Source organism: uncultured Streptomyces sp., assembly GCF_947488945.1.
In the GTDB taxonomy this organism is placed as follows: Bacteria; Actinomycetota; Actinomycetes; order Streptomycetales; family Streptomycetaceae; genus Streptomyces.
The window spans coordinates 92,402-113,206 of sequence record NZ_CANLBS010000023.1 but is presented as its reverse complement, the minus strand read 5'-3'; the positions used below and the strand labels follow the sequence as shown (position 1 = coordinate 113,206).

The 20,805-nt window shown below is 69.8% G+C and carries 13 protein-coding genes; 11 read left to right on the top strand and 2 right to left on the bottom strand.

Annotation, left to right across the window (positions count from 1 at the left end; genetic code table 11):
* Window positions 1–426: 426 nt before the first annotated feature.
* On the top strand, window positions 427–2,667 hold the full coding sequence (gene yicI / locus Q0994_RS28700; protein ID WP_299540247.1) for an alpha-xylosidase: 2,241 nt from the start codon (window positions 427–429) through the stop codon (window positions 2,665–2,667).
* A 102-nt stretch (window positions 2,668–2,769) separates the two neighbouring features.
* On the opposite strand, the gene Q0994_RS28695 is transcribed toward yicI, so the two are convergent.
* Window positions 2,770–3,402 carry a hypothetical protein gene (locus Q0994_RS28695; RefSeq protein ID WP_299540244.1) on the bottom strand — a complete coding sequence of 211 codons (633 nt, stop codon included), beginning with the start codon at window positions 3,400–3,402 and terminating at the stop codon, window positions 2,770–2,772.
* A 197-nt stretch (window positions 3,403–3,599) separates the two neighbouring features.
* On the opposite strand from Q0994_RS28695, the gene Q0994_RS28690 reads away from it, so the two are divergent.
* Window positions 3,600–4,217, top strand: a complete 618-nt coding sequence (locus tag Q0994_RS28690) for a histidine phosphatase family protein (RefSeq protein ID WP_299540241.1) — start codon at window positions 3,600–3,602, stop codon at window positions 4,215–4,217.
* Between the two features lie 106 nt (window positions 4,218–4,323).
* Here the strand turns inward: Q0994_RS28690 and Q0994_RS28685 are convergent, their stop codons facing one another.
* A complete protein-coding gene (locus tag Q0994_RS28685; protein WP_299540239.1) occupies window positions 4,324–8,166 on the bottom strand; it encodes a GH92 family glycosyl hydrolase in 3,843 nt (1,280 codons plus the stop codon).
* A 495-nt stretch (window positions 8,167–8,661) separates the two neighbouring features.
* Between Q0994_RS28685 and ngcE the strand changes: the two genes are divergently transcribed.
* From ngcE to Q0994_RS28640, 9 genes are all read left to right on the top strand, one after another.
* Complete coding sequence (ngcE, locus tag Q0994_RS28680; RefSeq protein ID WP_299540236.1) at window positions 8,662–10,107, top strand: N-acetylglucosamine/diacetylchitobiose ABC transporter substrate-binding protein; 1,446 nt, start codon at window positions 8,662–8,664, stop codon at window positions 10,105–10,107.
* A 49-nt stretch (window positions 10,108–10,156) separates the two neighbouring features.
* Entirely contained in the window at window positions 10,157–11,077 is a 921-nt protein-coding gene (locus Q0994_RS28675) for a carbohydrate ABC transporter permease (protein WP_299540233.1), read from the top strand.
* A complete protein-coding gene (locus Q0994_RS28670; RefSeq protein WP_299540231.1) occupies window positions 11,077–12,006 on the top strand; it encodes a carbohydrate ABC transporter permease in 930 nt (309 codons plus the stop codon). The genes Q0994_RS28675 and Q0994_RS28670 overlap by 1 nt, the downstream gene beginning before the upstream one ends.
* Before the next feature lie 267 nt (window positions 12,007–12,273).
* On the top strand, window positions 12,274–13,473 hold the full coding sequence (locus tag Q0994_RS28665; protein ID WP_299540266.1) for an ROK family transcriptional regulator: 1,200 nt from the start codon (window positions 12,274–12,276) through the stop codon (window positions 13,471–13,473).
* Between the two features lie 119 nt (window positions 13,474–13,592).
* Window positions 13,593–14,708 carry a sugar ABC transporter substrate-binding protein gene (locus tag Q0994_RS28660; protein ID WP_299540228.1) on the top strand — a complete coding sequence of 372 codons (1,116 nt, stop codon included), beginning with the start codon at window positions 13,593–13,595 and terminating at the stop codon, window positions 14,706–14,708.
* 220 nt (window positions 14,709–14,928) lie between these two features.
* Window positions 14,929–15,717: an ATP-binding cassette domain-containing protein gene (locus Q0994_RS28655; protein WP_299540226.1), complete on the top strand. Its 789-nt coding sequence runs from the start codon at window positions 14,929–14,931 to the stop codon at window positions 15,715–15,717.
* Window positions 15,714–17,006, top strand: coding sequence for a sugar ABC transporter permease (locus Q0994_RS28650; RefSeq protein ID WP_299540223.1), 1,293 nt, complete (start codon window positions 15,714–15,716; stop codon window positions 17,004–17,006). Before Q0994_RS28655 ends, Q0994_RS28650 begins: the two co-directional genes overlap by 4 nt.
* Window positions 17,007–17,195: 189 nt before the next feature.
* Window positions 17,196–19,124 carry a 1-deoxy-D-xylulose-5-phosphate synthase gene (gene dxs, locus Q0994_RS28645; protein ID WP_299540220.1) on the top strand — a complete coding sequence of 643 codons (1,929 nt, stop codon included), beginning with the start codon at window positions 17,196–17,198 and terminating at the stop codon, window positions 19,122–19,124.
* Window positions 19,125–19,266: 142 nt separating this feature from the next.
* Entirely contained in the window at window positions 19,267–20,787 is a 1,521-nt protein-coding gene (locus tag Q0994_RS28640; RefSeq protein WP_299540217.1) for an amino acid permease, read from the top strand.
* Window positions 20,788–20,805 lie beyond the last annotated feature (18 nt).

Genomic DNA, 20,805 nt, shown 5'->3' with positions numbered 1-20,805 from the left:
AGCGCGGGCCGGGTCGGCTCACCGAAGGGGTCGTTCCCGCGCCAGCCCACGGTCCACAGACCGAAGGTGAACTTGTCCGCGGCGGTGGGGGCGAAGTTGTCCGGCATGACGCAGCCTCTGTGTCGACGGGTCCGGACAGCCTCTTTGCCGCCCGGCCAATTTGTTTGCTTGCAGTACTAATACTCCATCCCGGCTCCGGTTTCTAGACCGTTTCCGTGACATGTCGACCACACCGCGCCAATATGGCCACCGTGTGATGCAGGTGAACGAGGAGTGACGCGGACAATCCGCTCATTCGGCCCCCGCGCTGCCTTCTCCGTCACATTTTGTTTTGTGTACGATCAAAACCGAGAGGACCCGCCGCGCTCGCCGTAGCCGCCCCGACGTCCCGCTCCCCAGCCCTCTGATCGGCTAAGGACCACCCCCATGAAGTTCACCGACGGCTTCTGGCAGTTGCGCGACGGAGTGCACGCCTCGTACGCCACCGAAGTCCGCGACGTCCGCCTGAGCGGCGACCGTCTCGCCGCCTACGCGGCCGTGCAGCGCGTCACGCGCCGCGGCGACACCCTGAACGCTCCGCTGATCACCGTGGAGGCCCACGCCCCGGCCGAGGGCGTCATCGCGGTCCGCGTCACCCACCACGCCGGCAAGCGCCGCAAGGGCCCGGACTTCGAACTCCCCGGCGCCGACGGGCACACCGGTGCCGCGTCTTCCGCGACCACCGCCCGAGACGGCGACACCGCGGAGCTGACCAGCGGCCCGCTGACCCTGCGCCTGCCGACCAAGGGCGACTTCGGCCTGGAGTTCCTCGACGCCGACGGCCGGGTGCTGACCTCCGCCGGCCGCAAGGGCACCGCGTTCGCCACCGTCGACGGCGGCGGCCACCACGTCTTCGCGCAGCTCGCCCTCGGCGTCGGCGAGCAGGTCTACGGCCTCGGCGAACGCTTCACCCCGTTCGTCAAGAACGGCCAGGTCGTCGACATGTGGCAGGCGGACGGCGGCACCAGCAGCGAGCAGGCGTACAAGAACGTCCCGTTCTACCTCTCCTCGCGCGGCTACGGCGTCTTCGTCAACCACCCCGGCAAGGTCTCCTTCGAGGTGGGCTCCGAGGCCGTGGGCCAGGTCCAGTTCAGCGTCGAGGACCAGACGATGGAGTACTTCGTCGTCGCCGGTCCCACGCCCAAGGACGTGTTGACCCGCTACACCGGCCTCACCGGCCGCCCCGCGCTGCCGCCGGCCTGGTCCTTCGGCCTCTGGCTGACCACCTCCTTCACCACCTCGTACGACGAGGCGACGGTGAACTCCTTCGTCGACGGCATGGCCGAGCGGGGCATCCCGCTCTCCGTCTTCCACTTCGACTGCTTCTGGATGCGCGAGTACCAGTGGTCGGACTTCGAGTGGGACCCGGAGGTCTTCCCGGACCCGGTGGGCATGATCGCCCGGCTGAAGGAGAAGGGCCTGCGCATCTGCGTCTGGATCAACCCCTACATCGCGCAGAAGGGCGCGCTGTACGAGGAGGGCGCGCGCAAGGGCTACTTCGTCGAGACCCCGGACGGCGACGTCTGGCAGTGGGACAAGTGGCAGGCCGGCATGGCGCTGGTCGACTTCACCAACCCCGAGGCCACCGCCTGGTACCAGGGCAAGCTCAAGGCCCTCCTCGACCAGGGCGTCGACGGCTTCAAGACCGACTTCGGCGAGCGCATTCCCACCGACGTGGTGTGGCACGACGGCTCCGACACCGAGCGGATGCACAACTACTACACCCACCTGTACAACAAGGCCGTCTTCGAGGTCCTGGAGAAGGAGCGCGGCGCGGGCGAAGCAGTCCTGTTCGCCCGCTCGGCGACCGCCGGCGGCCAGCAGTACCCGGTCCACTGGGGCGGCGACTGCTGGTCCTCCTTCGAGGCGATGGGCGAGTCCCTGCGCGGCGGCCTGTCGCTCTCGCTGTCCGGCTTCGGCTTCTGGAGCCACGACATCGGCGGCTTCGAGGGCACCCCCGACCCGGCGGTCTTCAAGCGCTGGCTCGCCTTCGGCCTGCTCTCCTCGCACAGCCGCCTGCACGGCTCCTCGTCCTACCGCGTGCCGTGGGAGTTCGGTGACGAGGCGGTCGACGTCGCCCGGCAGTTCACCCGCCTCAAGCACCGCCTGATGCCGTACCTCTACGGCGCGGCGGTCGAGGCCCACCGCACCGGCGTCCCGATGATGCGCCCGATGCTGCTGGAGTTCCCCGGCGACCCGTCGGCCCGCCCGCTGGACCGGCAGTACCTGCTCGGCCCGGACCTGCTGGTCGCCCCGGTCTTCTCGGCCGACGGGCGGGTGGAGTACTACGTGCCCGAGGGCACCTGGACCCACCTGCTCACCGGCGAGACGGTCACCGGACCGGTCTGGCGCGACGAGACCCACGGCTTCGACAGCCTGCCACTGCTGGTCCGTCAGGGCGCGGTGCTGGCGCTCGGCGCCGACGAGGAGCGCCCGGACGGCGACTGGCTCGACGGCCTGGAGCTGCGTGTGTTCGCTCCCGAGGGCACCGGCGACTTCACCCGCACGGTGACCGTCCCCGGCCTCACCGGCGAAGCCGCCGCGGTCTACGAGGTGATCCGCGAGGACGGCGCCGTCCGCGTCCAGACCGCCACCGACCGGCCGTACACGGTCACCGTCGTCGGCTGACGCCCGCGCCCCCGCCGGGCGCCCCCGCACCGGCCCCCGCCCGCGCGTCCACCTGACAGGACCCGCGGGCGGGGGTTTGCGCGCGGGGGCGCCGGGGGCCGCTCACCGCGCGGCCGGTGTCCGCGCCACCTCGCTGACCTCGCAGGTGGTGCCGGCCGGGACCTCGCCCAGCCCCTGGACCTTCTCGGTGGCCGTCGCGCCCGGCGCGACGTCCAGCACGCCGGTGACGCCCTGTGCCACCACCTTGCCCTTCGTGTCGAGGAAGTCGACGAACACGGTGTAGTCCACCGCGTCGTCCGTGCTGTTGACGACCTTCAGCCCGGCCGACTGCCACCCGATCGTGGAGTCCCGGACGCAGGAGGTGACGGTGACGTCCCCGGTGGCGTCCTTCAGCACGTCCGGCAGCTCCTCGGGGTCCTCGTACTCGTCCCCGTACGGGTCGTCGTAGGAGTCCCCGTACTCGTCCCCGTACGGTTCGCCGTACTCGTCGTACTCACCGTAGGGGTCCTCGGAGGACGAGCTGGAGGTGAAGTCCGCCGGGTCCAGGACGGAGTCGGCCAAGCGGTAGGTGGCCGTGCCCACCGCGGCCATCACCAGGAGCCCGCCGACCGCCGTCAGCGTGGCCACCAGCCCGGTGCGCGCCCCGCGCGCGGACGGGGCCGCGGCCTGCGGCCACGGCGGGACCGGCGGTTGCGGCTGCTGGTCCGGCGGCGGCGGAGCGAAGACGTCCGACATCAGTTCCCCCCACGGGAAGTCGATCGGGTGAGGGCCTTACGGTACGTGACGGGGTCGCGGGTGCCGTACGGGTTTCGTCCGGACCCGGCCCCGCGCACCGCACCGCGTCCGGGAGGCCGCCGGACCGGGGTGCGATCGTTGGGTCCGCGGGGCCGCATCCGTCCCGCGCGCACCACCCGTACAGAGAACGGAACCCCATGGGCGAGCTGATCCTCATCCGGCACGGCGAGACCGAGTGGTCGCGCTCCGGGCAGCACACGAGCTACACCGACCTTCCGCTGACGGCGGCCGGGGAGCGGCAGGCCCGCTCGCTGGCCCCGCTGCTGGCCGACCGGAACATCGGGCTCACCCTGGTCAGCCCGTCCGTGCGCGCCCGGCGCACCGCCGCGCTGGCCGGGCTGGGGTCGCCCCGTGTCACCCCGGAGCTGCACGAGTGGGACTACGGCGGCTACGAGGGCATCACCACCAAGGAGATCCGCCGCACCCGGCCGTTCTGGAACCTGTGGACCGACGGCGTGGACCCGGGCGACGACGACCACCCGGGGGAGAGCCCCCGGGAGGTCGGGGAGCGGGCCGACCGGGTGCTGGCCGGGGTGCGTTCGGCGGCCGAGGGGCTCGGCGGCGCCGACCTCGCGCTGGTCGCCCACTCGCACTTCCTGCGGGTCTTCATCGCCCGCTATCTCGGGCTGACCCCGGCCGAGGGCCGCCTCTTCCAGCTCGCCACCGGCTCCGTCACCCTGCTCTCCACCGAGCACGGCTATCCGGTCGTCGCCGCGCTCAACCTGGCCCTGCCGGAGAGCCTCCAGCAGTCCTGAGCGGTCCGGGGCGGTGCCGCACGCACCGGCGGCCGGCACCCCCGCCACGGGGTGCCGGCCGCCGGCCCTGCCGCACCGCCCGGTCGCGCGCTCCGGGCGGTTCGGGTCAGGAGATCAGTTCCACCTCCGCGAGGGTGGCCGCCGTGTCGAGCACCAGCCGGTAGTGCGCGTAACGGCCCGGCCGGGCCACCGAGAACGCGCGGGTCTGCTGCCCCCAGGCGAAGCTCTGGCCGGACCGCCTGTCGAGGTCCCGCCAGCTCTTGCCGTCCGCAGAGCCTTGGAGCACCCATGCGGCAGGCGCCCCACCGGCCTCGGCCGACGTCAGGGTGTACTGCGCGGCCTTGGTCGCCGTGCCCACCGGCAGGTCGACGGCGCCCGCCTCGGCCGAGGTGGCGGAGGTGTCGTCGAACAGTGCTCCGGCACCCTTCAGCACGTCGTGCCGCGGGTCCGGCACCTCGTCGTCCTTCGTGAGGGAGACGGGAGCGGCGTTCTCGCCGGTGCCCCACTTCGAGGGCTTCGGCCCCATGTCGAAGTCCAGCACCCCGCCCCGGGCCAGCAGGTCGTGCGGCAGCGCGGTGGAGGTCCACCTCTTGCCGTTGACCTTCAGCCCCTGCACGTAGATGTTCTTCGCGCTGTTCTCCGGGGCCTTCACCACCAGGGTGCGGCCGTTCTCCAGGTGCACGGTGGCCTTGGTGAACAGCGGCGAGCCGATCGCGTACTCCCCGCTGCCCATCACCAGCGGGTAGAAGCCCAGCGACGAGAAGAGGTACCAGGCCGACTGCTCACCGTTGTCCTCGTCGCCGTGGTAACCCTGCCCGATCTCGCTGCCGGTGTAGAGCCGGCCCAGCACCTCGCGGACCTTCTCCTGCGTCTTGTACGGCTGCCCGGCCGCGTCGTACATGTAGGTGGCGTGGTGGGCCACCTGGTTGCTGTGGCCGTACTGCCCCATCCGCACGTCGCGGGCCTCGGTCATCTCGTGGATGACTCCGCCGTAGGAGCCGGTGAACTCCTGCGCGGCGGTCTCGGGGGTGGAGAAGTAGGTGTCGAGCTTCTTCCCGAGGCCCTGCCGCCCGCCGTAGAGGTTGGCCAGGCCGCGGCTGTCCTGCGGGGCGGTGAAGGCGTAGCCCCAGCCGTTGGTCTCGGTGTAGTCGTAGCCCCAGATCCGCGGGTCGTAACTCGCCGACGGGACGCGCCAGTCGCCCCCGGCGTCCTTGCCCTGGAAGAAGCCCGCCCCGCCGTCGAAGAGCGTGACGTAGTTCTGGGCGCGGTTGAGGAAGTACTCCGACTCCTCCTTGTACCGCTGCTTCTTGGTCTTCTGGTAGAGCGCCTGGCCCATGCGGCCGATGCCGTAGTCGTTGAGGTAGCCCTCCAGCGACCAGGACAGTCCCTCGTGGGTCGAGGTGTCCGCGTACCCGGTGAAGACCGAGGTCTCCATGCCCTTGCGCCCGACGCCCGAGGACGGCGGGGCGACGGTGGCGTTCTTGACCGCCGCGTCGTAGGCCGCCTCCGCGTCGAAGTCGACGCCCTTGACGTACGCGTCGGCGAACGCGACGTCGGAGCTGGTGCCGGTCATCAGGTCCGCGTAGCCGGGCGAGGACCAGCGGGAGATCCAGCCGCCGTCCTTGTACTGCTGGACGAAGCCGTCGACCATTTCACCGGCCTTCTCCGGGGTGAGCAGCGAGTAGGCGGGCCACGTCGTCCGGTAGGTGTCCCAGAAGCCGTTGTTGACGTACACCTTCCCCTTCACCAGCTTCGCGCCGGTGTGGGTCGGGGTGTCCTCGCCGGTCTGCGCGGAGAACGGGCTGGCGTAGGTGCTGACGCCGTCGACCTGCTCGAAACCGGAGTTCGGGTACAGGTACAGCCGGTACAGGCTGGAGTAGAGGGTGGTCAGCTGGTCCGCGTCGGCGCCCTCCACCTCCACCTTGCCGAGGATGCCGTCCCAGGCCCGCTGGGCCCGCTTCTGCACCGTGCCGAAGGAGGCGGCGGCCGGGATCTCCATGGCCAGGTTCTTCTTCGCCTGGTCGACGCTGATCAGCGAGGTGGCCAGGCGCAGCCCGACCGACCTGTCCTTGCCGGCGTCGAAGCGGAAGTAGCCGGTGACGTCACCGCCGCCGCCCCCGGTGAGCTTGCCGCTCGCGGTGACGGGCGCGTCGAAGACGCCGTAGACGAAGAGCCGGGTGGCGCCGGTGGAGCCGCCGCTCTTCACGTCGGAGAAGCCGGTGAACGAGGAGGTGTCCGCGTCCAGCGTCAGCCCGCCGTCGGCGGAGACGTTGTCGAAGACCATGCTTGCGTCGTCGCCGGGATAGGTGAACCGCATCCGGGCCGCGTGGTCGGACGGGGTCATCTCGGCCTTGAGGCCGTTCTCGAACGTGACGCCGTAGTAGTGCGGCCTCGCCGTCTCGTTCTCGTGGCGGAAGGGCAGCGCCCGCGCGGTCCGCGACGCGTCCGGGGTGCCGGTGGCGACGGACGGCATGAGCTGGAAGGTCTGCCGGTCGCCCATCCAGGGGCTCGGCTCGTGGCTGGCGCTGAAGGCCTGCAAGGTGGGCAGGTTGTCCGCGTTGTTGCCGCGCGCGTAGTCGTACAGCCAGCTCGTCGACCCGGCGTTGGTGACCGGCGTCCAGAAGTTGAAGCCCTGCGGGACGGCGGTGGCCGGGATGTTGTTGCCGCGCGAGAAGCCGCCGCTGGAGTGGGTGCCGCGGGTCGTCAGCGCGTAGTCCGAGAGGTGCGCCTTGCGCTTCTCCGGCGCCTTCGGGGCGATCGAGAGATCGTCGATCCAGCCCTGGAACTTCGAGGGGCCGGTGGGGGAGTCGTACGCCACCAGGACGCGGTCGACCGTCTTGCCGGCGGCGACCGCGCCGATGGACGAGGAGACCTTGTTCCACTGGTTGACGTAGAGCCGCTTGGCGTCCGCCTGGCCCTGCGGGGTCAGCGCGCCGCCGTTGCTGTCGGTGGCGCCGAGCCCGCTGAGGTAGGTGCCGTCGGTGAAGGCGAGGTCCACCGCGACGTGCGTCGCCGGGTAGGCCAGGTCGGTCTCCGTCATCTGCGGATACACCAGGTACGACAGTTCGGTGGACCGGGTGATCTCGGTGTCGACGTCGAAGACCTTGTTGTACGCGTACGCCCGGCCCTTCGGGTCGTGGGTGCCCGCGTAGCGCAGCGCCCTGGTACCGGTGAAGCCCGCGCCGGACTTGGCGGTCGGCGACCCGGACGGTCCGCGGTCGGGCCGGCTGCGCATCTGCTCGGGGGCCGGGGCGGAGGTGTCGCCGTTCGAGAACTGGACGTCCGCGAGCTGGAGGGCGTCCGTGGCTCCGTGGTTCCTGGTGAACTCCAGCCGGAAGTGCGCGTACGCCGCGGGCTCCGCGAGATCGAACGAGCGGGTCTGGAGGCGCTCGCCGAAGGTCTGTCCGGTCCGGGTGTCGAGCGTGGTCCAGTCCGTGCCGTCGGCCGACCCCTTCAGGGTCCAGTCCTCGGGGTCGCGCTCGGCGTGGTCGTTGGCGGAGGTGAGGGCGTAGGTCTTCACCGCCACGGCCTCGCTCAGGTCGAACTCGACCCAGCCGGTGGGCGCGAAGGCCAGCCACTTGGTGCCGGAGGCCACGTCGACGAGGTTCTCCTTCACCTCGCCGCCGCCGGTGTTCTCGTCGCTGGCGCGCAGGCCGGTCACCCGGTCGGTGACGTTGCCCGGGATGCCGTCGGCGAAGCCACCGTCGACGCCCTGCGAGAGGTCCTTGCCGTCCGGTCCGGTCTCCACCGTGTCGAGCCAGTCCGGCTGCCTCTCGTCCGTCTCGAAGGACGAGTGGAACGTCCGCTCCGACGAGGGCCGTTGGGGCGCGCCCTGCGGGGCGGCGAGCGAGGGGCCGGCGCCGATCAGGACGAGCGCCGCGGTGACCACGGTGACGGCGCGTCTGCGGCCCCTGCGGGGCCGGAGATGAAGATCATGTGGGGGCTGCATACCGAGCCATTCCTCCCCGGAGATGGTTGGACAACGTTGTCAAAACGGGATGCGGAGACCAGTAGGGAGGCAACTGGTGCGGTGTGTCAAGGGTGTTACGAAAGAGGTGTCCGGTCAATCGCGCGCATTCGGGAAAAGTCACCGTCCGGCTCCGGGCATGCGGTGCCGAATCGTCCCCGAGGTCTCAACTCGGGAAAGATGCCCGCTCGAACCCGCTTTTGATCTTGCTCAGTTGGCGAGGAGTGGACTATACCTGTCGGCGTCCGCACAGCCCGATCCGTGGCTGCGCGTTCGGGAAGGACCGGGGAGCGAGGTCGGGGGGCGCCGTTCGGCGACTTCGCGGTCCGTCGCCTCCGCGTCCGGTCCGGGCGCGAAATCCGGTGTAAGCAGCACCCAAGCGCAACCGACCGCGGTGGCGGGGCCCTTCGCCTGAGGCGAATTCTTCACGGGCGACCGGTACACCGCCTGAGTCCTGATGAAGGTGAGGACTTGAGCATGGGATCCACCTCCGCCCACAAGAATGACGGCCTCGGCCGGCGCAACCTGATCAAGCGGTCCGCCGCACTCGGTCTGATCACGGTTCCGACCATGAGCTTCCTGTCGGCCTGCGCGAGCGGCGACAGCGGTTCCGAGGACAAGGCGGCCAAGGGCACCAAGTCCGCGGAGAACCCGCTGGCCGTCAACGACAGCGCACCGCTCGAACTCGTCATCTTCGACGGCGGGTTCGGCACCAAGTACGCCGAGGACGCCAAGGCCGTCTACGAGAAGAACTTCCCGAAGGCGAAGGTCAAGTTCTCCAAGACGCAGAAGATCCAGTCGGTCCTGCAGCCGCGCTTCAACGGCGGCACCCCGCCGGACCTGATCGACAACTCCGGTGCCCAGCAGATGGACATGGGCGTCCTGGTCGGCAAGAAGCAGCTCGCCGACCTGACCCCGCTGCTCGACGCCCCGTCGATCGACGACCCGGCCAAGACCGTGCGCGACACCCTGCGCCCCGGCATCGTCGAGATGGGCCAGTTCGACGGCGACCCGGTCTGGATCATGTACTACGCGTACACGGTCTACGGCGTCTGGTACTCGCAGACCGCCCTGGACAAGCTCGACGCCGCGTACCCGGAGACCTGGGACGAGATGCTCGCGCTCTGCGCGAAGGCGAAGAAGAAGGGCATCGCCGGCTGGACCTACGCCGGCAAGTACCCGTACTACCTGCCGTTCTCGCTCTACCCCTTCATCGCCAAGATCGGCGGCGTCGAGGTCCTCGACGCCATCGACAACCTGGAGCCGAAGGCGTGGGAGCACCCCGCGGTCAAGGCGGCCTTCGAGGCGTACTACGAGCTGTACAAGAAGGGCTACGTCCTGGAGGGCACTCCGGGCCTGGACCACCGCGGTTCGCAGGGCGCGTGGGCCAACGGCAAGGCGCTCTTCATCCCGAACGGCTCCTGGGTCGAGAACGAGGAAGCCTCCGTCATCCCGGCGGACTTCAACCTCGCGGTCGGCGCCCCCTCCGGCCTGGACTCCTCCGACAAGATGCCGTTCGGCACCATCTGGGCGTCCGGCGGCGAGCCGTTCATCGTCCCCGCCAACGCCAAGAACACGGCGGGCGGCATGGAGCAGCTGCGCATCATGCTGAGCGAGGCTTCCTCGAAGTCCTTCACCTCCTCCACGAAGTCGCTCTCCGCCTTCAACGGCGGCACCGACGGCATCGAGCTGTCCCCGGGCCTCAAGTCCGGTGTGGCCGCGCTGGAGAAGGCCGGCACCAACGTCGTCAACCCGCGCCTCCAGGACTGGTACGTCAAGCTCCAGAAGGAGCAGATCGGCGTCTCGGGCCTCGGCGAGATGATGGCGGGCCGGGCGACCCCGGCCGAGACGATCAAGAAGATCCAGGCCTTCGCCGACGCCGCAGCGAAGGACCAGTCCATCAAGCACTTCAAGCACCAGTGATCCACGCGTCACCAGCGGCTGCACGGCAGAGAGGTCGGAGTCGGTAACGATGCAACACGGTAAGTACCGCTTCATCATCGGGTTCCTGGTGGTCCCGATGACGTTGTACGTCATATTCGTCGTCTGGCCGTTCATCCAGTCCATCTACTACTCGTTCACGGACTGGACCGGTCTGAGCCCCGACTTCGAAATGGTCGGCTTCGACAACTACACCAAGATGTTCCACGACGACGTCTTCTGGAAGTCGTTGTGGCACAGTGTGCTGCTCGCGCTTCTGCTGCCGCTGGTGACGCTGGGCCTCGCGCTCTTCTTCGCCTTCATGCTCAATGTGGGCGGGCGGCGCCGAAAGGGCGCCGCCATCGGGGGAGTCCGCGGTTCGGGCTTCTACAAGATCGCCTACTTCTTCCCGCAGGTGCTGTCGATCGCGATCGTCGCCATTCTCTTCCAGTTCGCGTTCGACCCCGCGCAGGGAATGATCAACGGCTCGCTGCGGGAACTCGGATTCGAGCACCTGCCGAACTGGCTGGGCGATCCGGAACTCGCCCTCTGGTGCATCATGGCGGTGCTCGTCTGGTGCACGACCGGCTTCTTCGTGGTGCTGTTCTCCGCCGGAATGGCCTCCATTCCCAAGGACTTCTACGAGGCCGCCCTGCTGGACGGCGCCAGCCGGATCACCACCTTCTTCCGGATCACGCTGCCCCTGCTGTGGGACACCGTGCAGTCCGGCTGGGTGTACATGGGCATCCTGGCGCTGGGGGCCGAGGGCTTCGCCATCGTGCACATCATGAGCGTCGGCCCCGGCGGGCCCGACTACTCGACCACCGTCCTGCCGCTGTACGTCTACCAGGCGGCGTTCCGCGACGGACAGGCCGGCTACGCGACCACGATCGGCGTCGCCCTGCTCCTCGTGACGCTGGCGTTCGCCGCCGTCGTGATGAAGCTGGGCCGGCGCGAGCGGCTGGAGTACTGATGAAGACCGACACCCCGCCCCCGGCGGGCACCGACGCCGGCGTCCCCGGCCCCCGGATCGCCAAGACCTCCGGACGGCCCCCGGCCGTCAAGGCGAAGAGCAGCGAGGGCCACGTCCTCAACGTCTTCTCGCACGGCGTCCTGGTCATCTGGGCGATCCTGGTGATCCTGCCGCTGCTGTGGGCCGTCATGTCCGCCTTCAAGACGGACAAGGCCATCTTCAACACCCCCTGGGCGCTGCCCGACAGCCTCAGCTTCGACGCCTGGGGCCGGGCCTGGAGCCAGGCCCACATGAGCGAGTACTTCTTCAACACCGTGATCGTGGTGGGCGGTTCGCTGGTGGGCACCCTGGTGCTCGGCTCGATGGCGGCCTACGTGCTGGCCCGCTTCGAGTTCACCGGCAACCGGTTCATCTACTTCCTGTTCGTCGGCGGCATGAGTTTCCCGATCATGCTGGCGCTGGTCCCGTTGTTCTACGTCATGGACAACATGGGGCTGCTGAACACGATCCACGGCCTGATCTTCGTGTACATCGCGTACTCGCTGCCGTTCACCGTGTTCTTCCTGACCTCGTTCTTCCGGACGCTGCCGACGTCGGTGGCGGAGGCGGCGCTCATCGACGGGGCCTCGCACACCCGGACGTTCTTCCAGGTGATGCTGCCGATGGCGAAGCCGGGCCTGATCAGCGTCGGCATCTTCAACTTCCTGGGGCAGTGGAACCAGTACATGCTGCCGACGGTGCTCAACACCGATCCGGAGAAGCGGGTGCTGGCCCAGGGCCTGGTGGAGCTCTCCACCAGCCAGGGGTACAAGGGCGACTACTCCGGCCTCTTCGCCGGCCTGGTGATCGCCATGCTGCCGGTGCTGGCCGCCTACATCGTCTTCCAGCGTCAGGTGGTGGCCGGGCTCACCGCGGGCGCGCTCAAGTGAGCGAGAGGGCGCGGCGAGACGGAGTCCTGAACGGAACCGGACCGGGACGAGCCCGCCACCGAACGTAACGATCTGACCGGAACCGCCCGACGGCACAGCGCCGTTGGGCGGTTTTCGTGTGCCTTTGACCGCATCCGGCGGGCCCCGGAGCGTGGAGGCCCGGTGCTCATCCGGGGCTGCCGCCGCTCAAGCTCTTGACGGGGGGTGCCCCAAAACGGTCAGCTTAGGGTTCACATGTTGGAGAAAACGGTGGGAGTGAGTGAGTCGATGGAGACTCCGGGGTCGCAGACGTCTCTGCATCGGGCCAATCTGGAACGGGTCGTCCGCGCGGTACGGATGGCCGGGTCGCTCACCCAGGCCGAGATCGCCAGAGGGACCGGCCTGTCGGCCGCCACGGTCTCCAACATCGTCCGGGAGCTGAAGGACGGCGGCACCGTCGAGGTGACCCCCACCTCCGCGGGCGGCCGCAGGGCCCGCAGCGTCTCGCTGAGCGGCGACGCGGGCATCGTCATCGGGGTGGACTTCGGCCACACCCATCTGCGCGTCGCGGTCGGCAACCTGGCCCACCAGGTGCTGGCCGAGGAGTCCGAGCCGCTGGACGTCGACGCCTCCTCCGCGCAGGGCTTCGGACGGGCCCAGGCGCTGGTGGACCGGCTGATCGGGGCCACCGGCATCGGCCGGGACAAGGTCATCGGTGTCGGCCTCGGCGTCCCCGGCCCCATCGACGTGGAGTCCGGCACGCTGGGCTCCACGTCGATCCTGCCGGGCTGGAGGGGGATCAACCCCGGCGACGAGCTCGCCGCCCGCCTCGGCGTCCCCGTGTACGTCGACAACGACGCCAACCTCGGGGCCCTCGGCGAGCTGGTGTGGGGGAGCGGGCGCGGGGTCAAGGACCTGGCGTACATCAAGGTCGCCAGCGGCGTCGGGGCGGGCCTGGTGATCGACGGGTCGATCTACCGGGGCCCCGGCGGCACGGCCGGCGAGATCGGCCACATCACGCTCGACGAGTCCGGCCCGGTGTGCCGCTGCGGCAACCGCGGCTGCCTGGAGACCTTCGCCGCCGCCCGGTACGTGCTGCCGCTGCTCAGGCCCAGCCACGGCGCCGATCTCAGCATGGAGCGGATGGTGCAGCTCGCCCGGGAGGGCGACCCCGGCTGCCGCCGGGTGGTCGGCGACATCGGCCGGCACGTCGGCAGCGGTGTCGCCAACCTCTGCAACCTGCTCAACCCCAGCCGGGTCGTGCTCGGCGGTTCGCTCGCGGAGGCGGGGGAACTCGTGCTGGGACCGATCCGGGACTCGGTCTCCCGGTACTCCATCCCGAGCGCCGCGCGGCAGCTCTCGGTGCTCCCCGGAGCCCTCGGCGCCCGCGCCGAGGTACTGGGCGCGCTGGCCCTCGTACTGAGCGAGATGGGCGATTCGAGCCTTTTGGAGAGCACCCTCTCCCCGGCCACCCCCGCCTTCACTTAGATAACGAATGGCACCGTTGTCATCTCGTTAAGTATTTACTCCTTGACGCTGCCTCCGGGGCCGAGTTGACTTCCGTCCACCTCGGCCGCAACGTCGCGGCCTCGTCAGGGAGGTTCCACATGAACACGCGTATGCGCCGTGCCGCCGTCGCCGTCGCCGCCACCGCGATGGCCGTCTCTCTCGCCGCCTGTGGCAGCGCCAAGGAGTCGGGCGACAAGAAGGACGACAGCTCGGCGAAGAAGGGCGACGCCCTCAAGATAGGGCTGCTCCTTCCCGAGAGTCAGACGGCCCGCTACGAGAAGTTCGACCGGCCGATCATCGAGAAGAAGATCAGCGATCTGACCGGCGGCAAGGCGGAGGTCGTCTACGCCAACGCCAAGCAGGACGCCACGACCCAGGCGCAGCAGGTCGACACGATGATCACCAACAAGGTCGACGCGCTGATCCTGGACGCGGTCGACTCCGCGGCCATCGCCAACAGCGTCAAGAAGGCCAAGGACGCCGGCATCCCCGTCGTCGCCTTCGACCGCCTCGCCGAGGGCCCGATCGACGCCTACACCTCCTTCGACAACGAAGAGGTCGGCCGCGTGCAGGGCAAGGCCCTCCTGGAGGCCCTCGGCGACAAGGCCGACGGCGGCACGATCGTGATGATGAACGGCGCGATCACCGACCCGAACGCCAAGCTCTTCAAGAGCGGCGCCACGTCGGTCCTCGACGGCAAGGTGACCGTGGGCAAGTCCTACGACACCAAGGAGTGGAAGCCGGAGAACGCCAACGCCAACATGGAGGCGGCGATCACCGCCCTCGGCAAGGACAAGATCGTCGGCGTCTACTCCGCCAACGACGGCATGGCGGGCGGCATCATCACCGCCCTCAAGTCCGCCGGCATCAGCCCGCTCCCGCCGGTCACCGGCCAGGACGCCGAGCTCCAGGGCGTCCAGCGCATCGTCGCCGGCGAGCAGTTCATGAGCGTCTACAAGCCGTACGCCCCGGAGGGCGAGGCCGCGGCCACCATGGCCGTCGCGCTGGCCAAGGGCGAGGAGATCCCCGCCTCGGTCGCCACCTCCACCGTGGACAGCCCCACCACCAAGGGCGTTCCGACCTTCCTCGTCCCGGTCGTCTCGCTGACCAAGGACAACATCAACGACACCGTCGTCAAGGACGGCGTCTACACGATCGACGAGATCTGCTCCGGCCAGTACAAGGCCGCGTGCGACAAGCTCGGTCTGAAGTAGTCCCGCGGCCCGCACCGGTCACCGCCCCGCGGTGACCGGTCCGGCCCCGTGCGCCCCGCCTTCCGCGCGGGCGCGCACCAGGAAGCCTGTCCGGCGCCCCGCCCAGCAACAGCCCCGCTACGGGCGGGGCGCCGGACGGAACACTCCTCACCCCCCTCTGCTCAACCACCGCGCCCTCCCCGGGCGGCGCGGCATCCCCGCCGGTCAGGCGGCGAAGGAGATGGTTCACGTGTCCGCTACGCCCGTGTTGGCGTTGCGAGGGGTCTCCAAGCGATTCGGTGCGGTCCAGGTACTGACCGACGTCGAGCTTGAGGTCCACGCCGGCGAGGTGGTCGCCCTGGTCGGCGACAACGGCGCCGGCAAATCAACGCTGGTCAAGACGATCGCCGGCGTCCACCCCATCGATGACGGCGTCATCGAGTGGGAGGGCAAGCCGGTCCACATCAACCGCCCGCACGACGCCCAGGGTCTGGGCATCGCGACGGTCTATCAGGACCTCTCGCTCTGCGACAACATCGATGTCGTCGGCAACCTCTACCTCGGCCGGGAACTGCGCCGCTTCGGCGTCCTCGACGAGGTCGAGATGGAGCGCCGCTCCCTGGAGCTGCTCTCCACGCTCTCCATCCGCATCCCGAGCGTCCGCATCCCGATCGCCTCGCTCTCCGGCGGTCAGCGCCAGACGGTGGCCATCGCCCGCTCGATGCTCGGCGAGCCCAAGCTCGTCATCCTCGACGAGCCGACCGCCGCCCTCGGCGTCGAGCAGACCGCCCAGGTCCTCGACCTGGTCGAGCGGCTGCGCGAGCGCGGCCTCGCGGTCATCCTCATCAGCCACAACATGGCCGACGTCAAGGCGGTGGCCGACAAGGTCGCCGTGCTGCGCCTCGGCCGCAACAACGGCGTCTTCGACGTGAAGACCACCTCGCACGAAGAGATCATCTCTGCCATCACGGGCGCCACGGACAACGCCGTGACCCGTCGTGCGGCGCGCACCGCGGAGGTTTCGAAGTGACCACGGACAAGACCTCCACCGCCCCGGCGGACGCCCCGGTCGTGAACCCGGAGGCCGCCGACGGCGCCGCCACCGCGATCGACCCCCGGCTGCTCGTCCGCGAGCAGGGCCTCAGCGGCTACCTCGGCGAGTTCAAGCGCAAGATCAGCGCCGGTGACCTCGGTTCGCTCCCGGTCATCGTGGGCCTGGTGATCATCTGCGTGATCTTCCAGAGCATGAACTCCTCGTTCCTCTCCGCGGAGAACCTCACCAACATCTCCGTCACGATGGTGGCCACCGGCATGATGGCCGTCGGCATCATCTTCGTGCTGCTGCTCGGCGAGATCGACCTCTCGGTCGGCTCGGTCAGCGGTGTCTCGGGCGCCATCATCGCGGTGCTCAGCGTCACCCACGGCATGAACGAATGGCTCGCGATCCTCGTCGCCATCGTCAGCGGCGCGGTCATGGGCGCGGTCCACGGCTTCTTCTTCGCGAAGATAGGCGCGCCCGCCTTCGCCGTCACCCTGGCCGGTCTGCTGTTCTGGCTCGGCTTCATGCTCAACCTGCTCGGCGACACGGGCACCATCAACCTGGACGGCGAAGGCGTGGTCGCCCAGCTGACCACGTACTACTTCAGCGACATCGCCGCCGCCTACATCCTCGCCGTCGTCGCCGTCGCCGGGTACTTCCTGTCGGCGTTCTTCGACAGCCGCCGCCGCGAGGCCGCCGGCATCCCCTCGCGTCCGCTCGCCGACCTCGTGCTGCGCACCGTCGTCCTGGCGATCGTCGCCTTCGCCGCCGCGTTCATGTTCAACCAGTACCGCGGCCTGCCGCTGGCCTTCGTCCTCTTCCTGGTGGTCCTCGTCGCCACGGACTTCGTCCTGCGCCGCACCGGCTACGGACGGAAGATCTTCGCGCTCGGCGGCAGCGTCGAGGCGTCCCGCCGCGCGGGCATCAACGTCACCGCGATCCGCATCTCGGTGTTCGCCATCGCCGGGGGCTTCGCGGCCGTCGGCGGCCTGTTCTGGGCCTCCAAGATCGCCTCCGCGAACCAGGGCTCCGGCACCGGCGACCTGCTGATGAACGTCATCGCGGCGGCCGTCATCGGCGGCACCAGCCTCTTCGGCGGCCGGGGCCGCACCTGGAACGCCCTGCTCGGTGTGATGGTGATCGTCTCGATCCAGTACGGTCTGGGCCTAGAGGGCATCGCCACCCCGGTGCAGTACATGATCACGGGTGGCGTACTGCTCGTCACCGTCTGCATCGACTCCGTCTCGCGCAAGACGCAGAAGACCGCGGGTCGCGCCTGACCTGCCCACTCCCACGGGTGACCGGCGCCTCCCTCAGGGGCGCCGGTCACCCGTTTCGCGCGTCCGCCGCCGTCACGGCCCTGCCACAAGTGGGACGGAGAACGCCCATGGGGTGACCCGCCCCCGGAGGCGGAACATTAGACTCGTCCAAATCGGCACGCTCGACCAGCTCAACGCAAGGAGGCACGGGTGGACCTGCTGACCCGCATCGAGGGACCGCGCGACCTGGACCGGCTCGGCCTCGACCAGCTGGAACAGCTCGCCGGGGAGATCCGTACGTTCCTCGTGGACGCCGTGTCCAAGACCGGAGGCCACCTCGGCCCCAACCTGGGCGTGGTCGAACTGACCATCGCCCTGCACCGCGTCTTCGACTCCCCGCGCGACAAGGTCCTCTTCGACACCGGCCACCAGAGCTACGTGCACAAGCTGCTCACCGGCCGCCAGGACTTCTCCCGGCTCAAGAGCAAGGGCGGCCTCTCCGGCTACCCCTCCCGCGCCGAGTCCGAGCACGACGTCATCGAGAACTCGCACGCCTCGACCGTGCTCGGCTGGGCCGACGGCCTCGCCAAGGCCAACGAGGTCCTGAAGAAGGACGACCACGTCGTCGCCGTCATCGGCGACGGCGCGCTCACCGGCGGCATGGCCTGGGAGGCGCTCAACAACATCGCCGCCGCCAAGGACCGCCCGCTCGTCATCGTCGTCAACGACAACGAGCGCTCCTACGCGCCCACCATCGGCGGCCTCGCCACCCACCTGGCCACGCTGCGCACCACCGACGGCTACGAGCGCTTCCTCGCCCGCGGCAAGGACTTCCTGGAGCGCACCCCCGTCGTCGGGCGCCCGCTCTACGAGACCCTGCACGGCGCCAAGAAGGGCCTCAAGGACTTCATCGCCCCGCAGGGCATGTTCGAGGACCTCGGCCTGAAGTACGTCGGCCCGATCGACGGCCACGACCTGGAGGCCCTGGAGACCGCCCTCCAGCGCGCCAAGCGCTTCGGCGGCCCGGTCATCGTGCACTGCATCACCGAGAAGGGCCGCGGCTACACCCCGGCCCTGGAGGACGAGGCCGACCGCTTCCACGCCGTCGGCAAGATCCACCCCGACACCGGCCTGCCCATCGCCACCTCCGGCCTCGACTGGACCTCGGTCTTCGGCGAGGAGATGGTCAAACTCGGCCACGAGCGCCAGGACATCGTCGCCATCACGGCCGCGATGCTGCAGCCGGTCGGCCTCGGCAAGTTCGAGGCGGCCTTCCCGGACCGGATCTACGACGTCGGGATCGCCGAGCAGCACGGCGCGGTCTCCGCGGCCGGCCTCGCCACCGGCGGACTGCACCCCGTCTTCGCGGTCTACGCCACCTTCCTCAACCGCGCCTTCGACCAGGTCCTGATGGACGTGGCGCTGCACAAGTGCGGCGTCACCTTCGTCCTGGACCGGGCCGGCGTCACCGGCACCGACGGCGCCTCGCACAACGGCATGTGGGACATGTCGATCCTGCAGTGCGTGCCCGGCCTGCGGATCGCCGCCCCGCGCGACGCCGACCAGGTCCGCGCCCAGCTCCGCGAGGCCGTCGCGGTGGACGACGCGCCCACCGTCGTCCGCTTCTCCAAGGGCGCGGTCGGCCCCGCCGTCAAGGCGGTCGGCAGGGCCGGCGGCATGGACGTGCTGCGCGAGTCCGGCGCCACCCGCCCGGACGTCCTGCTGGTCTCCGTCGGGGCGCTCGCCCCGATGTGCCTGGAGATCGCCGACCTGCTCGACGCCCAGGGCATCTCCACCACCGTCGTCGACCCCCGTTGGGTCAAGCCGGTGGACGAGGCGATGGCCCCGCTCGCCGAGCGCCACCGGGTCGTCGTCACCGTCGAGGACAACAGCCGCGTCGGCGGCGTCGGCTCCGCCGTCGCGCAGGCACTGCGCGACGCCGGGGTGGACGTGCCGCTGCGCGACTTCGGCATTCCGCCGGTCTTCCTCGACCACGCCTCCCGCAACGAGGTCATGGCCGAGATCGGACTGACCGCCCCGGACATCGCCCGCCAGGTCACCGGTCTCGTCGCCAAGCTGGACGGCCGCTACGGCACCGACACCGCGGCGCCGTCCCCGGTGGAGCCCGCCCGGGACTGACCCGTACGGCCGAATGGGCCGCGCCAATCCCCACGTACGGGTGATCGGCGCGGCCCGTTCGCGCGACATGGCCCGGCCGGTGCGCCCGGCCCGGCCCGACTCCCGATCATGGCGTCCACGACGAGTGCGTGGAGGTACGCCGGTGAGCTCGCCCAAGGACACACCCCCGAGCGGAGGGGGACTGCTGAGGACCAAGACGGTCGAGCAGTCCATCCGCGACACCGAGGAGCCGGAGCACGCCCTCAGGAAGTCGCTCTCCGCCCTCGACCTGACGGTCTTCGGCGTCGGCGTCGTCATCGGCACCGGCATCTTCGTCCTCACCGGCAAGGTGGCCAAGGAGACCGCGGGACCCGCCACCGCCATCGCCTTCGTGGCCGCCGGCGTGGTCTGCGCGCTGGCCGCCCTCTGCTACGCCGAGTTCGCCTCCACCGTCCCGGTCGCCGGCTCCGCCTACACCTTCGCCTACGCCTCGCTCGGCGAGCTGGTGGCCTGGATCATCGGCTGGGACCTGGTGCTCGAATTCGCCCTGGGGACGGCGGTGGTGGCGGTCGGCTGGTCCGGCTACGTCCGCTCCCTGCTGGACAACGCCGACTGGCACCTGCCCGACGTGCTGTCCGGCACCGACGTCGCCGAGGGGTTCGGCTTCGACCTGCTGGCCTTCGTCCTGGTCCTGCTGCTCACCGCGATCCTGGTCGTCGGCATGAAGCTGTCCGCCCGGGTCACCACCGTGGTGGTCGCCATCAAGGTCGCGGTGGTGCTCGTCGTGATCGTGGCCGGACTCTTCTTCATCGACACGGCCAACTACGAACCGTTCGTGCCGCCCGCCGAGCCGCAGCCCTCCGGCAGCGGCTTCGACGCTCCGCTGATCCAGCTCATCTTCGGCTACGCCCCCACCAACTTCGGGGTGATGGGCATCTTCACCGCCGCCTCGATCGTCTTCTTCGCCTTCATCGGCTTCGACGTGGTGGCCACCGCCGCCGAGGAGACCAAGCTCCCGCAGCGCGACATGCCGCGCGGCATCCTCGGCTCCCTGGTGATCTGCACCGTCCTCTACGTCGCCGTCTCCGTCGTCGTGACCGGCATGCAGCACTACACCGAACTCTCCGTCAGCGCCCCGCTGGCCGACGCCTTCAAGGCGGTCGGACACCCCTTCTACGCGGGCGTCATCAGCTTCGGGGCGGCGGTCGGCCTCACCACGGTCTGCATGATCCTGCTGCTGGGCCAGACCCGCGTCTTCTTCGCGATGAGCCGGGACGGGCTGCTGCCGCGCTTCTTCTCGGTGACCCACCCGCGCTTCGGCACCCCGTACCGCCCGACGATCCTGCTGGGAGTGATCATCGCGGTCGTCGCGGGCTTCACCAGCATCGACGAACTGGCGACCCTGGTGAACATCGGCACGCTCTTCGCGTTCGTCGTGGTGGCGCTCGGCGTCATCGTGCTGCGCCGCACCCGGCCCGAGCTGCCCCGGGCCTTCCGCACCCCGCTGGTCCCGCTGCTCCCGGCGCTGTCGGTGGCCGCCTCGGTGTGGCTGATGCTGAACCTGCCGGCCGAGACCTGGCTGCGGTTCGGGGTCTGGATGGTCCTCGGCGTGATCGTCTACTTCGCCTACGGGCGCCGGCACAGCCGGCTGGGTGCGGGGCGGGGCGTCGCGCGCGACGCCTGAGGACGCACGGGCGCGGCG

Coding starts and splice junctions, on each gene's coding strand:
- yicI (WP_299540247.1), top strand. CDS start 427: ATGAAGTTCACCGACGGCTTCTGGCAGTTGCGCGACGGAGTGCACGCC.
- Q0994_RS28695 (WP_299540244.1), bottom strand. CDS start 3,402: ATGTCGGACGTCTTCGCTCCGCCGCCGCCGGACCAGCAGCCGCAACCG.
- Q0994_RS28690 (WP_299540241.1), top strand. CDS start 3,600: ATGGGCGAGCTGATCCTCATCCGGCACGGCGAGACCGAGTGGTCGCGC.
- Q0994_RS28685 (WP_299540239.1), bottom strand. CDS start 8,166: ATGCAGCCCCCACATGATCTTCATCTCCGGCCCCGCAGGGGCCGCAGA.
- ngcE (WP_299540236.1), top strand. CDS start 8,662: ATGGGATCCACCTCCGCCCACAAGAATGACGGCCTCGGCCGGCGCAAC.
- Q0994_RS28675 (WP_299540233.1), top strand. CDS start 10,157: ATGCAACACGGTAAGTACCGCTTCATCATCGGGTTCCTGGTGGTCCCG.
- Q0994_RS28670 (WP_299540231.1), top strand. CDS start 11,077: ATGAAGACCGACACCCCGCCCCCGGCGGGCACCGACGCCGGCGTCCCC.
- Q0994_RS28665 (WP_299540266.1), top strand. CDS start 12,274: ATGGAGACTCCGGGGTCGCAGACGTCTCTGCATCGGGCCAATCTGGAA.
- Q0994_RS28660 (WP_299540228.1), top strand. CDS start 13,593: ATGAACACGCGTATGCGCCGTGCCGCCGTCGCCGTCGCCGCCACCGCG.
- Q0994_RS28655 (WP_299540226.1), top strand. CDS start 14,929: ATGGTTCACGTGTCCGCTACGCCCGTGTTGGCGTTGCGAGGGGTCTCC.